Source organism: Nonomuraea sp. NPDC051941 (assembly GCF_044593615.1).
Genome location: NZ_JBIUCF010000013.1, coordinates 70,906 through 83,317 on the forward strand (window position 1 = coordinate 70,906; position 12,412 = coordinate 83,317).

The 12,412-nt window shown below is 71.9% G+C and carries 12 protein-coding genes; 6 read left to right on the forward strand and 6 right to left on the reverse strand.

The window, feature by feature from the left end:
* Positions 1–19: 19 nt before the first annotated feature.
* Entirely contained in the window at positions 20–994 is a 975-nt protein-coding gene (locus ACIHFD_RS22575; protein ID WP_397368559.1) for a hypothetical protein, read from the reverse strand.
* 89 nt (positions 995–1,083) lie between these two features.
* Between ACIHFD_RS22575 and ACIHFD_RS22580 the strand changes: the two genes are divergently transcribed.
* The 6 genes from ACIHFD_RS22580 to ACIHFD_RS22605 are packed head-to-tail and all read left to right on the forward strand — an operon-like array spanning position 1,084 to position 7,030.
* The gene (locus tag ACIHFD_RS22580; RefSeq protein WP_397368560.1) at positions 1,084–2,586 is read left to right on the forward strand and encodes a sugar ABC transporter ATP-binding protein; all 1,503 of its coding nucleotides are present in this window, start codon (positions 1,084–1,086) and stop codon (positions 2,584–2,586) included.
* Complete coding sequence (locus tag ACIHFD_RS22585; RefSeq protein ID WP_397368561.1) at positions 2,576–3,541, forward strand: ABC transporter permease; 966 nt, start codon at positions 2,576–2,578, stop codon at positions 3,539–3,541. Before ACIHFD_RS22580 ends, ACIHFD_RS22585 begins: the two co-directional genes overlap by 11 nt.
* Before the next feature lie 11 nt (positions 3,542–3,552).
* Positions 3,553–4,458: a substrate-binding domain-containing protein gene (locus ACIHFD_RS22590; protein ID WP_397368562.1), complete on the forward strand. Its 906-nt coding sequence runs from the start codon at positions 3,553–3,555 to the stop codon at positions 4,456–4,458.
* 47 nt (positions 4,459–4,505) lie between these two features.
* Positions 4,506–4,925 (forward strand): hypothetical protein, encoded by a 420-nt coding sequence (locus ACIHFD_RS22595; RefSeq protein ID WP_397368563.1) that lies wholly within the window; start codon positions 4,506–4,508, stop codon positions 4,923–4,925.
* 57 nt (positions 4,926–4,982) lie between these two features.
* On the forward strand, positions 4,983–5,618 hold the full coding sequence (locus ACIHFD_RS22600; protein WP_397368564.1) for a TetR/AcrR family transcriptional regulator: 636 nt from the start codon (positions 4,983–4,985) through the stop codon (positions 5,616–5,618).
* Positions 5,615–7,030 carry a pyridoxal phosphate-dependent decarboxylase family protein gene (locus tag ACIHFD_RS22605; RefSeq protein WP_397368565.1) on the forward strand — a complete coding sequence of 472 codons (1,416 nt, stop codon included), beginning with the start codon at positions 5,615–5,617 and terminating at the stop codon, positions 7,028–7,030. Before ACIHFD_RS22600 ends, ACIHFD_RS22605 begins: the two co-directional genes overlap by 4 nt.
* Here ACIHFD_RS22605 and ACIHFD_RS22610 read toward each other — a convergent pair.
* From ACIHFD_RS22610 to ACIHFD_RS22630, 5 genes are read right to left on the reverse strand one after another with little or no spacing between them, the layout of a single operon-like run.
* Positions 7,023–8,201: an ABC transporter permease gene (locus tag ACIHFD_RS22610; RefSeq protein ID WP_397368566.1), complete on the reverse strand. Its 1,179-nt coding sequence runs from the start codon at positions 8,199–8,201 to the stop codon at positions 7,023–7,025. The genes ACIHFD_RS22605 and ACIHFD_RS22610 overlap by 8 nt on opposite strands.
* Entirely contained in the window at positions 8,201–8,878 is a 678-nt protein-coding gene (locus ACIHFD_RS22615) for an ABC transporter ATP-binding protein (RefSeq protein WP_397368567.1), read from the reverse strand. The genes ACIHFD_RS22610 and ACIHFD_RS22615 overlap by 1 nt, the downstream gene beginning before the upstream one ends.
* Entirely contained in the window at positions 8,871–10,580 is a 1,710-nt protein-coding gene (locus tag ACIHFD_RS22620; RefSeq protein ID WP_397368568.1) for a peptidoglycan-binding protein, read from the reverse strand. The genes ACIHFD_RS22615 and ACIHFD_RS22620 overlap by 8 nt, the downstream gene beginning before the upstream one ends.
* Positions 10,581–10,587: 7 nt before the next feature.
* Positions 10,588–11,475: a hypothetical protein gene (locus ACIHFD_RS22625; protein ID WP_397368569.1), complete on the reverse strand. Its 888-nt coding sequence runs from the start codon at positions 11,473–11,475 to the stop codon at positions 10,588–10,590.
* 28 nt (positions 11,476–11,503) lie between these two features.
* Positions 11,504–12,406 (reverse strand): hypothetical protein, encoded by a 903-nt coding sequence (locus ACIHFD_RS22630; protein ID WP_397368570.1) that lies wholly within the window; start codon positions 12,404–12,406, stop codon positions 11,504–11,506.
* Between the last annotated feature and the right edge of the window lie 6 nt (positions 12,407–12,412).

Consider the following 12,412-nt stretch of genomic DNA (forward strand, 5'->3'; position numbering starts at 1 on the left):
ATCCTCGAGCCGCCTGACCTCAGGCGGCGACGGGCCCCTCGCTCTCCCACCGGGTGAGCACCGCCCGGTGCCCGGTCTGCAGCCCGGTGCCCGGGTCGATCGCGAAGTCGCCGAACAGGGTCGCCGTCTCCAGGCCGGCGGCGGCCGACCACAGCTCCGCCCGCCCGGTGCCACCCGCCCGGGCGGCGCAGTACGTCGCGATGATCGCGGCGGCGACCCCCTGGACCGCGATGTAGTTCGGCGGCACCCCGGACCGCTTCTCGTAGGCCGCGACGAACTCCTGCTCGGAGACCCCGAGGGCCGCCTCGCCCGCGCCGCCGGGGAACCACTGGCCGACGCCGTAGATCCCGCGCGGATCGTCCACGGCCGCACCGAACTCCCGCACCCCGGCGGCCACGGCGCAGATGGTGCGCGCGCGCCCGGCCCGCCTGACCACCTCCACGTCCTCGTCGAAGGCCCCGGCGCAGAAGAGATTCCAGGAGTCGTCCACCAGACCCCCGAAGACCACCGGGATGCCCACCGCGTGCGCGGCCCGCGCGGCGCCCTCCGCGACCTGCAGGGCGAAGCGCCCCTTGCCGCTCACGATCCGCAGCGGGCTGTGGTCACCGCTCTCCGCGAGCCGGCGGACGAACGGCTCGGCGTACCGGCCGGCCGGCGTCTGGACGGAGACGACATACCCGGGGTTGGCCGCCTGCACGTCGTCGCCCGAACCGCCGTGGTTCCAGATCAGCATGTCGAGCGCCGCGCCGATGCGCCCCGCCCGCCGCATGAGCTGAGTGGAGTACGGCCCCAGCAGGAGGTCGCACTGGCCCGCCAGCCGGGGGAGCACGACGTCCAGGGAACGGGGCTCGCTGTGGTCGTCCTCGACGATCAGCTCCACGGCCGGGTCGAGGGACTGCCAGACTTCGAGGCCGAGCCGGACCTGCCCGCCGAAATGGGCGTGCTTCCCGGACAGGGAGACGGGCACCCCGATGCGGAGCCGCGAGGACGTCATCCCATTTTCACTCCCCACTCAGCAAGGCAATAACCCTGACCTGGGCATTCAGTGGTTCACCGGCCTCGTGAGCGGATAGAGACCACCACGTGAGCGAGGAGATTCTCAAGGCCGAGGGGCTGCGCAAGACCTTCCCCGGCGTGGTCGCTCTCGACGGCGTGGACCTGAGCCTGCGCACCGGCGAGGTGCACGTCCTGCTGGGCGAGAACGGCGCGGGCAAGAGCACGCTGATCAAGATCCTCTCCGGCGCCTACCACCCCGACGAGGGCCGCATCCTGGTGGACGGCCACCCGGTGCACCTCCGCACCGCGGGGGACGCGCAGCGGCTGGGGATCTCCACCATCTACCAGGAGTTCAACCTCGTCCCTCAGCTCACGGTCGCGGAGAACCTCGCGCTCGGCCGCCCGCCGCGCAGGTTCGGGTTCGTGGCCACCGGGCGCATGGAGCAGCAGGCCAAGGGGCTGCTGGACCGGGTCGGCGTGGACGTGCACCCGCGTACGCCGGTCGCCGGGCTGGGCATCGCGCGCATGCAGATGGTCGAGATCGCCAAGGCGCTGGCCCTGGACGCCCGGGTGCTGATCATGGACGAGCCCACGGCCGTGCTCACCACCGGCGAGGTCGCCCGGCTGTTCGCGATCGTGCGGCAGCTGCGCGAGGAGGGTGTGGCGGTCGTGTTCATCACCCATCACCTGGAGGAGATCGCCGAGATCGGCGACCGGGTGACCGTGCTGCGCGACGGCAGGTCCGTGGCCCGGGTCCCGGCGGAAACCCGCAGAGACGAGCTGGTCGCCCTCATGGTCGGGCGGCCCGTCGACCAGCAGTACCCGCGGCGACCGGCCAGGCGGGGCAGGCCGCTGCTCGAGGTGTCCGGGCTGACCCGCAGGGGGGCGTTCGGCGACGTGTCGTTCGAGGTGCGGGCCGGTGAGGTGGTCGGGATGGCCGGGCTCGTGGGCGCGGGCCGCACGGAGGTGGTGCGGGCGGTGTTCGGGGCCGACCGTTACGACGCGGGCGAGGTCACCGTGCGGGGGACGCGGCTGCCGCCCGGCGACGTGCACGCCGCCATGGAGGCCGGGCTCGGCCTCGTCCCCGAGGACCGCAAGGGCCAGGGCCTGGTGCCGCAGGCGGGCGTCGCCGAGAACCTGGGCCTGGTCACCATGCGCGCCGCCACCAGGGCCGGTTTCGTGGACCGTTCCTGGATGCGTTCGGCCGCCGCGAAGGCGGCCGAACGGCTCGGCATCCGGATGGCCGGGCTGGACCAGGAGGTGCGCACGCTCTCCGGCGGCAACCAGCAGAAGGTCGTCATCGGCAAGTGGCTGATGGCGGACGCCCGCGTGCTCATCCTCGACGAGCCGACGCGCGGCATCGACGTCGGCGCCAAGGTCGAGATCTACGAGCTCGTCAACGAGCTCACGGCCGAGGGGGACGCCGTGCTGATGGTCTCCAGCGACCTGCCGGAGGTCCTCGGGATGAGCGATCGGATCCTGGTCATGGCGCGGGGGCGGCTCGTCGGCGAGCTGCGCGCGGCCGGGGCCACGCAGGACGACGTGATGGCCCTGGCCGTCGCGGAGGTGGAGGGTTCCCGTGCCGAGTGACGCGCTCCTGGGCCGCCGGTCACCGGCGGCCGCCTGGTTCGCCGAGAACGGCGCGCTGGCGGCGCTCGTGGTGCTGGTCGTGGCGCTGTCGCTGCTGTCGCCCGACTTCCTGAGCGTGACGAACCTGCTCAACGTCGGCGTCCAGGCCGCCGTCACCGCGATCCTGGCGTTCGGGCAGACGTTCGTGATCGTGACGAGCGGCATCGACCTGTCCGTGGGCTCGGTCGCGGCGCTCTCCGCGATCGTCCTGGCCTGGACCGCCAGCGTCGCCGGCCTCCCGTGGCCACTGGCCACCCTGGTGTCCCTCCTGGTCGGGGTGGTGTGCGGGCTGGTCAACGCGGTCCTGATCGCGTACGGCAGGCTGCCGCCGTTCATCGCCACGCTGGCCATGCTCGGGGTCGCCCGCGGCCTGGCCCTGGTCATCTCGGCGGGCAGCCCGATCCCGATGCCGGACGCCGTCTCGCACCTGGGCGACACGGCCGGCGGAGTCCTGCCGGTCCCCGTGATCGTGATGGTGGTCATGGGGGTGATCGCCGCCGTGATTCTCAACCGCACGTACGCGGGCCGCGCCATGTACGCCATCGGCGGCAACGAGGAGGCCGCCCGCCTGTCGGGCATCAAGGTCGGCCGCCAGAAGCTGATCACGTACGCGCTGTCCGGCGGCTTCGCGGCGGTGGCCGGGATCGTGCTGGCCAGCCGCCTGGCCTCGGCGCAGCCGCAGGCGGCGGCCGGGTACGAACTCGACGCCATCGCGGCCGTGGTGATCGGCGGCGCCAGCCTGTCCGGGGGGAAGGGCAGGGCGCTCGGCACGTTCGTCGGCGCGCTCATCCTGGCCGTCCTGCGCAACGGCCTGAACCTGCTGTCGGTCTCGGCGTTCTGGCAGCAGGTCGTGATCGGTGTGGTCATCGCCCTGGCGGTGCTCGTCGACACCCTGCGGCGCAGGGGAACCACTTAGGGGGAGAGATCATGCGGATGCTCATAGCGGGTGCCGCGCTGGCCGGCCTGGCCGCGTGCGGCGCCGGGGGAGCCACGGGTGACGTCAGGATCGGCCTGTCGGTGTCGACGCTGAACAACCCGTACTTCGTGCAGTTCCGGGACGGCGCGCAGGCCGAGGCGAAGAAGCTGGGCGCCAGGCTGACCGTCACCGACGCCCAGAACGATCCGTCGCAGCAGGTGAACCAGGTCCAGAACTTCACCAGCCAGAACATGAAGGCGATCATCATCAACCCGGTCGACTCCGACGCGGCCGCCCCCGCGGTCAAGGCCGCCGACCGGGCCGCCGTCCCGGTGATCGCCGCCGACCGCGGCGTCAACGGCGCCGAGGTGGCCCAGACCGTCGCCTCCGACAACGTGGCCGGCGGGCGGCTCGCCGCCCAGGAGCTGGCCAGGCTGCTCGGCGAGAAGGGGAACGTGGCCGTGCTCCAGGGCGTGCCGGGCACCTCCGCCTCCCGCGACCGCGGCAGGGGGTTCGCCGAGGGCATCGCCGCGTACCCGAACATCAAGGTCGTGGCCCAGCAGCCGGCGTACTTCGACCGGGCCAAGGCCCTGGACGTCATGACGAACCTGATCCAGTCGCACCCCGACCTCGCCGGCGTGTTCGCCGAGAACGACGAGATGGCCCTGGGCGCGATCAAGGCCCTGGGAGCCCGGGCCGGGCAGCGGGTCAAGGTGGTCGGGTTCGACGGCACGCCCGACGCGATCAAGGCGGTCCGGGCCGGCACGCTCTCCGTCACCGTCGCCCAGCAGCCCAGGCTGCTGGGGCAGCAGGCGGTGGACGCCGCGGTGAGGGCCGCCAAGGGGGAGAGCATCCCCAAGGCGGTGGCCGTGCCCGTGAAACCGGCGACCAAGGAGAACGCGGACCAGTTCGGCTGAGGCTGAGCCGTTCGGCGCTCCCATCCGTCCAAGTAGGTGTGAAGAAGATGTGGCGAATCGTGCTCGTGCCGGTGCTCCTGCCGGCCCTGACCCTGTCCGCTGTCCCGGCTCCCGCGCAGGCGGCCGTCGCGGCGAAGAAGGTGCTGATCGACTACCGGAAGCAAGGCGGGTTCGCGGGGCTGAGCGACCATGTGATCGTCTACACGAACGGCTGCGTGCGGCTCAGCCACCGTACGGGGCCGACCGTCGACAAGTGCCTCACCGGCAAGGAGGAGCGCAGGCTGCGCACGTCCCTCAAGGGACTGAAGCTCGGGCGGTCCGAGGCCACCCCGCAAGGGGCGGACTTCCTCAAGTACACGCTTGTTTATAAGAAGCACCGCGTGAGCCGCTACACGCTGCCGCCGAGCTGGCAGCCGGTGGTGCAGCAGCTCGACAAGATCATGGTGAAGTACTGGGCGCCGGACTGAGCCGGCTCTCCATCAAGTGATTGACCGAAAGGTGAGGGTGGCACTACCTTCGGCCGCATGGACAGCGGACAGGTCAACCTGATCCTGAAGGTCGCGACACAGCTGTTCGCCGCGCGAGGCTTCGACGGCACCTCCACGCGCCAGATCGCCGAGGCCGCGGGGATGAACATCGCCACCGTCAACTACCACGTCGGTGGCAAGCGCGAGCTGTACCTGGCCGTCATGGAGCGTGCGCACCGGGCGGAGAAGGCGGCCCTGGACCTGGCGTTCGCCCGGCTGCCCGGTGACGACCTCGTCGCGGCCGTCCACCGGCTGCTGGACGACTACCTCGACTTCTGCGTGGACAACCCCGAGGTGCCCGCCCTGTGGATGCACCGCTGGCTCTCCGACGCCAGTGACATCACCGAGCTGGAGCGCGAGTACGTGCAGCCGCTGGTGGCCTCGGTGACCGCCGCCGTCCGACCCGCGGTCGAGGGCGGGCTGATCGACGAGAAGGTCGATCTCGAGTACGCGATGTGGATGGTCATCTGGTCCGTGCACGGGTTCGCCAAGGGGGGCGTGCTGGACGCGGAGGGCCGCCGCAGGGCCGCCGGCGACCGGGCCGCCCTGCGCCGCTTCCGCACCCACCTGCACCTGAGCGTCCACCGCACGCTCGGCCTGCCCGGCGACCCCGGCACGAAGGAGCCCATGTGAACCCCGCAGCGAGGACCACCGAGGAGCTGCTGGCCGAGGTGGCCAGGCTGAGGTCGCACGACTTACCCGTGCGCGGCGGCCAGGTGACGGCGTACGTCTACGACACCGGCCGGGCCGAGGTCCACGAGGCGGCGGCGCGGGCGTACTTCGAGATGCTGGAGGTGAACTGCCTCGACCCGACCGCGTTCCCCAGCGTGGTCGAGATGGAGCGGCAGGTCGTCGGCGCGGTCGCGGACCTGCTCGGCGGCGGCCACGGCATCTTCACCAGCGGCGGCACCGAGTCGATCATGCTGGCGGTCAAGGCCGCCCGCGACGCCGCGCGCAAGGCCCGCCCGAACCTGGTGCTCGCCGTCAGCGCCCACCCCGCCTTCCACAAGGCGGCGCACTACCTCGGCGTCGAGGTCGTGGCCGTGCCGGTGGACCTGGAGACGTACAAGGTGCGGGCGCGGGACGTGGCGGACGCGATCGACGAGAACACGATCATGGTCGTCGCCTCGGCGCCCTCCTACCCTCAAGGGGTGGTCGACCCGGTCGAGGAGGTCGCCGCCGTGGCCGCGGCGGCGGGCGTCCCGTGCCACGTGGACGCCTGCGTCGGCGGGTGGCTGCTGCCGTGGCTGCGCGCGGCGGGTGCGATGGTGCCGCCGTTCGACCTGTCCGTGCCGGGCGTCACGTCGCTCTCGTGCGACCTGCACAAGTTCGGGTACGCCCCCAAGGGCGCCTCGGTCGTGCTCTTCGCCGATCCCGCGATGCGGCGCAAGGCGTACTTCGCCTCCGCCGCGTGGCCCGGCTACACGATCGTCAACGCGACCGTCCAGAGCTCCAGGTCCGCCGGGCCGCTCGGCGGCGCCTGGGCCACGTTGCGGGCGTTGGGCACGGAGGGCTACCTGGAGCTGGGCCGGGCGACCCTGGAGGCGACGGCCAAGCTGCGCGAAGGGCTCGCGCGGATCCCCGGGCTGCGGGTGCTCGGCGAGCCGGAGTCGTCGCTGGTGGCGTTCGCCGGGGACGGGATCGACGTGTTCGTGCTGGCGGACGAGGCGCGGGAGCGGGGCTGGTTCCTGCAGCCGCAGCTCTCGTACGCCGGGATCCCGGCCAACCTGCACATCACGGTCACCGGGGTGACGCTCGCGGGGGTCGAGGACATGTTGAAGGTGATCGCCGAGTCGGCCGAGGCCGCCCGGGAGCGGGGGCCGGTCGTGCTGCCCGACGGGCTGGTCGAGCTGGTGGCGGCCACGGACCTGGAAACGCTCGACGAGGCGGACTTCGCCGAACTGGCTTCCTCCGTGGGGGTGGACCTGCGGCCGGAGGCGGGGCAGCCGGAGATGGCGACGGTCAACGCGATCCTGGACGCGCTGCCCGCGGCCGCCCGGGAGGCGGTGCTCGTCCGGTTCCTGTCGGCCGTTTACGCTATCTGAGCGCGTCCACCGGCTCCATCCTGGCCGCCCGCAGCGCCGGATACAGCCCGGCCAGCAGGCCCACCAGGGCTCCCGCCACCGGTGCCGCGACCGCGAGGCGCACGTCCAGCAGCGGCGTCCACTGCTTGGCGGCCGACACCGCGACGACCGTGACGACGCCCAGGCTGGCGCCGATCACGCCGCCCGCGAGGCCGATCAGCGTCGACTCCAGCAGGAACTGCGCGGCGATGTGCCGCCTGGCCGCCCCGAGCGAACGGCGCAGGCCGATCTCCGGCACGCGTTCCATCACGGTGACGAGCGTGACGTTCGCGATGCCGACCGCGCCGACCACGAGCGAGACCAGGCCGAGGATCAGGAAGAGCGCGTTGACGTCGTCCTGCGCCTGGTCACGCGCCCTGGTGGGGCTGGGCGGGGCCATCACCTGCAGCATGTCGCCGTTCCCCGGGCTGAGCGCGGTGGGCGCCTGCCGGGCCACCAGGTCCGCCGCGCCCAGGCTCGTGTTGACCAGCACCCTGGTGACGTCCCGCAGCCCGAACTGCCTGCCCACCGTGGGCGGCACGAACACGGCGGTGCTCAGGTTCCGCTCGCGGCGCAGGTCGCCCAGGATGCCGATGACCGTGTACGCGTGCTTGCCGATGAAGATGGCCGGCGCCCGGTCGAGGCGGCCGACGCCGAGCAACTTGGCCGCCTGGTCGCCGATCACCGCCACCCGGTCGCGCCGCTCGATGTGCCCTCGGTCGTAGAACCTGCCCTGCACCATCCTGCCGCGCGCCGCCTCGGGCAGCCCGGTCGTCGCGGCCAGCACGGTCAACGACTGGGCGGTGACCCTGGTGGGGTCCACGATGTCGTTGGAGCGCACGGACAGGTTCGCGCTGTCCTCCGACTCGGCCAGCGCGGCGGCGGACTCGACGCCGCGCAGCCTGGTCAGCCGGTCGATCGAGTCCCACTCCACGAGCGGCGTGTTCGGCGACTCCGGCACCTCCACCGTGATGGCCGTGGCCACCAGCGCGTCGAAGCGGCCGACGATCTGGTTGCCCGCGGTGGCGGCCACGCCGAGCGTGATGACCAGCGTGGTGATGCCGAGCACGGTCCCGAGCGTGGTGAGCGCCGAGCGCACCGGCCGGGCGAGCATGCCGGCCATGGCCTCCCCGAACAGGTCGCGTACGTGCATCACTCCTCCTCCACCAGCACGCCGTCAGTGATCCGCACCCGGCGCCCGGCCCGCTTGCTGACCTCCTGCTCGTGGGTGATGACCACGAGCGTCATCCCCTGCCCCCGCAGCTCGTCGAACAGGCCGAGCACCGATTCGGTGTTGCGGCTGTCGAGGTTGCCCGTGGGCTCGTCGCACAGCAGCAGGGACGGCCCGCCCATGAGGGCCCTGGCGATGGCCGTACGCTGGCGCTCGCCCCCGGACAGCCGGTCGGGCGCGAACCCGGTCCGGTGGCCGAGGCCGACTCGTTCCAACGCCGCCAGGGCCCGCTCCCGCCTGCCCTTACGCGCCTGCCTGCCGTAGACCTCGGCGAGCATGACGTTCTCGACCACGCTGCGGTGGGAGAGCAGGTGGAAGGACTGGAAGACGAAGCCGATCCGGTCGCCGCGCAACCTGGTCCTGGCCCCGTCGCGCAGGGTGGTGGTCTCCGTGCCGTCGAGGCGGTAGCTGCCCGAGCCGGGGCGGTCGAGCAGGCCGAGCACGTTCAGGAGGGTCGACTTGCCCGAGCCCGACGGGCCGACGATGGCCAGGTAGTCACCCCTGTCCACCCGGAGCGTGACGCGGTCGAGCGCCCGGACCGGCGGTTCGGCGGCGAACTCCCTGCTGACCTCCGCCAGCGAGATCACCGGCTCAGGCACCGCTGACCACCACCCGGTCGCCCTCCTCGATCGCGCCGGCGACCTGGACGTTCCCGTCGGCGGTCAGGCCTGTACGCACCTCGACGTCCCTGGTCTGGTCCGTGGCGTACTCGACCCGCACCCGGGCCCTCCCGTCGGCCCCCGTGATCACGGCCGCCACCGGCACGACCAGCACCGGCTCCTTGGTCGCCCCCACCGTCACCCGCGCCGTGACGGCGGTCCCCGGCTTGAGCCCCTTCATCGAGGCGGGCGTGATCAGGACGGGCTCCGACCCGTCCTTGGCCTCCTCGGAGCCGGGCACCTTGGCCTGGTCGCCGACCGCGGTGAGGCGCGCCTTGTACGTCTTGCCCGTGTCGAGCTCGATGGCCGCCTCCATGCCCGTGCGCAGCAGCTCGGCCTCCGTCGCCTCCACCGCCCCCGTCACCGTGAACGCCGAGCTGGTCACCGTGGCGACCTCCTTCTCGACCTGCTGCCCCTGCTTGACCGAGACCTTGCGCACCCGGGCGGGCAGCTTCGGCAGGAACACCACCTCGCCGGGCGGGATGGAGGTCCCGTACGTACGCGCGAACTCCGCCAGCATCCCCTTGGCCGCCGCCACGTCCTTACCGGCGTTGGTCACCTTGAGCCTGGTCGGGGAGAGCTGCCTGGCCTGGCGCAGCGCCTGCTCGGCGGTGGCCTTGGCCTCCTTCGCCGTCCGTACGGCCTTGCGCAGCTCCACCAGGCTCTTCTCCCTGGCCTGCCGCGCCTCCTCCGCGACCCGCTCGCGCGCCTCCAGGGCCGCCGCCAGATCGGCCTGGGCGTTCTGGACCCGCAGCTCCAGCAGGCTCGTGTCGGTGGAGGCCGTGGGCTGGGGGGTGGCGGTGGCCGCCGGCGTGGGCTGTTTCCTGGCCTCGGCCAGCGCCTGCTCGGCCTCGGCCAGCTTCTCCTGCGCCGCGCGCACGGCCGCCTCGGCCGCCGCCGTCTTGGTCTCGTCCTCCGGCGTCACCTCCCGGGCCTCGGCCTCCTGGAGGGCGCGCTCGGCCGTCTTCAGGTCCGCCTTGGCGTTGGCCAGCCTCATCTTGAGCGGCAGCACGTCGCGCCCCTGGTCCAGCGCCTTCTTCTCGGCGGCGAGGGTCTCCTGGGCGGTCTGTACGGCCTTGCGCAGCGTGTCGTACGCCTGCCGGTCGGTCAGCGTCGGCTGCTGCGCCTCGTACCCCTTCTTCGTGTACATGCGGGTGACGGCGGCGATCGTGGCCTGGTCGAACACGCCGGAGACCGGACCGCCGTACCCCAGCCTGCGCAGCGCCCGCTGGAGCTGCCTGACGTCGTCTCCCTTGCTGCCGGGGGCGATCGTGCGGTGCATCGGCACGGACCCGCGCAGCGCGAACACCGGGCGGCCGTTGACCTCCAGGAAGACCGAGCCCTCCGCGAGCCGGCCCTGGCGCGGCGCCCGGGTGGCCCGCTGCTGCTCGGCCGTGCCGCCGACCGCCCCGGCGAGGCTGACCGGCAGGGGCGAGCCGTACTCCAGCGTGCCGCTGACCACGACGGTGCTGACGAGCTTGCGGCGCTCGACGGCGGCGGTGACGAGCGAGGCCCGCGGCGCGGCGCGGCGGGCCGCCTCGTCGGCGGGGGAGCGCAGCCGGGAGCCCACGGCCCAGCCGGCGCCCGCGATGATCACAACTCCGGCGACGGTGCCGGCGAGGAGCTTGCGCGGTGACTTCATGAGGTGGTCACATGCCGAACTGGGCGTTGACCTGCCGTTGGACCGCCCATTCCTTCGGCAGGTAGGCGGGGTAGAAGTCCTTGCCGCACTCCAGATCGTCCAGCGCCGCCCTGATCTCCTTGGCCAGGTATGGCTTGGCCTGCTCGGGGGTGAGCGTCGGCACGTAGTACATCGGCACCTGGTCGTCCTCGGCAGGGGGAGCGACGTCGGGCACGTCGTCCATCTGCTCCCGGCCCAGCTTGTCCTGCTTGAGCTGCCACGTCTTCTGTCCTTGATCGGACATGGAGACCGGCGCGGTGTCGCCGACGGCGTAGCCCTTGCCTTTCAGGCAGGTGGCCATGGCGGTGGCCAGCTCGACCAGGTCGGGGTCGGTGTTCAGCTTGCTCTTGCGGACCCGGACGGAGGCCTTGAACTGCGCGTCGTAGAAGTCTTCCGTCGACTCCAGCTTCAGGCCGAGGACCTTGTTGGCCGCCGAGACCTGGCAGGCGTCCATCGCCTTCCGGTACGCCTGCAGCTGCGCCTTGGAGAGCGCCGACTGGATCTTCCCGTTCGGGTTGCTCTCGGGGCTGCCGGCCTGGGTGTTGAAGGTGTCGGGGTAGATGTACTCTGCGAAGACCCCGAAGCCGTATTTTTCGCGATATTTCCGCATCGCCTGGTAGTTGCCAGAAGCGCGGCTCTTGTCGTCCTCGGTGCCCGGCTTGTGCGGCGTCACGTACGCGACGTACTTGAAGCCTTTCTGCTTCATGCAGTCCGCCTTGGCCGCCTCGAGCTGAACCTCCTTGCCCTCGGCGGTCGAGCCGGGCGTGGGCGCGGCGCTCTCGGTGGCGCCCCCGCACCCGGAGAGCGCGGCCAGGGCCAGCAGGGCGGTGGCGGTCACGGTGAGTCTGGTGAGCATGGCGAAGTCCGTCCTCCGATCCTGGGTGTCAGTAGGCGAACTGGGCCCTGACCTGCGCGTCGATCGCCGACTTGCGCGGCGCGAAGACCGGGTAGAAGTCCTTGCCGCACTCCAGGTCGTCGAGCGCGGCCTTGATCTCCTTGGCCAGGTGGGGCCGGGCCTGCTCGGCGGTGAGCGACGGCATGTTGATCGGCTGGCTCTCGCCCTTCTTCGCCGGAGGCGCGACATCGGGCACGCTGTCGTCCTGCTCCCGGCCCACCTTGTCCTGCTCCTTGTAGAACGCGTCCTGGCCGCGCTTGGCCATGGCCGTCGGCCCGGTGTCGGTGACGGCGTAGCCCTTGCCCTTCAGGCAGGTGGCCATGGCGCCGGCCAGCTCCACCAGCTTGGGGTCGCTGTCGAGCGTGGCGGCGGTCGCGCGCTTCCTGGTCAGGGCTATCTGGTTGTAGTAGTCGAGGCTCGACTTCAAGGTCACGCCGAGGACCTGCTTGCCCGCCGTGACCATGCAGGCGTCCTTGGCTTTGTGGTAGGCGCCCAGTTGAGCCTCGGAGAGCGCCTCTTGGATCTTCATGTTCGGATCTTGATTGGGGCTTTCTCTCTGGGCCGCCGGGGCGTTCATCTCCTTGGGGTAGATGAACTCGGCGAAGACCCCGAAGCCGTATTTTTCGCGATATTTCTTCATGGCCTGGTAGTCGCCCGCGTCCCGGCGGCGGTCCTCGTCGCTCTGGGGCTGCTCCGGCTTCACCCACGCGACGTACTTGAAGCCCTTCTGCTTCATGCAGTCGGCCTTGGCCGCTTCGAGCTGGTGCTTCTTGTCCTTGGCTGCCGCCGCCGCGCTGGGGGAGGGCGGGGCGGCGGCGGTCTCTGCGGCGCCCCCGCAGCCGCAGAGGACGGCCAGGGCGAGCAGCGCGGTAGGCAGCGTCTTCCTCGTCATGGCGAG

Bases quoted from the DNA above. Each gene is read 5' to 3' on its own strand.
- ACIHFD_RS22575 (WP_397368559.1), bottom strand. From the start codon at position 994: ATGACGTCCTCGCGGCTCCGCATCGGGGTGCCCGTCTCCCTGTCCGGG.
- ACIHFD_RS22590 (WP_397368562.1), top strand. From the start codon at position 3,553: ATGCGGATGCTCATAGCGGGTGCCGCGCTGGCCGGCCTGGCCGCGTGC.
- ACIHFD_RS22595 (WP_397368563.1), top strand. From the start codon at position 4,506: ATGTGGCGAATCGTGCTCGTGCCGGTGCTCCTGCCGGCCCTGACCCTG.
- ACIHFD_RS22600 (WP_397368564.1), top strand. From the start codon at position 4,983: ATGGACAGCGGACAGGTCAACCTGATCCTGAAGGTCGCGACACAGCTG.
- ACIHFD_RS22610 (WP_397368566.1), bottom strand. From the start codon at position 8,201: ATGCACGTACGCGACCTGTTCGGGGAGGCCATGGCCGGCATGCTCGCC.
- ACIHFD_RS22620 (WP_397368568.1), bottom strand. From the start codon at position 10,580: ATGAAGTCACCGCGCAAGCTCCTCGCCGGCACCGTCGCCGGAGTTGTG.
- ACIHFD_RS22625 (WP_397368569.1), bottom strand. From the start codon at position 11,475: ATGCTCACCAGACTCACCGTGACCGCCACCGCCCTGCTGGCCCTGGCC.
- ACIHFD_RS22630 (WP_397368570.1), bottom strand. From the start codon at position 12,406: ATGACGAGGAAGACGCTGCCTACCGCGCTGCTCGCCCTGGCCGTCCTC.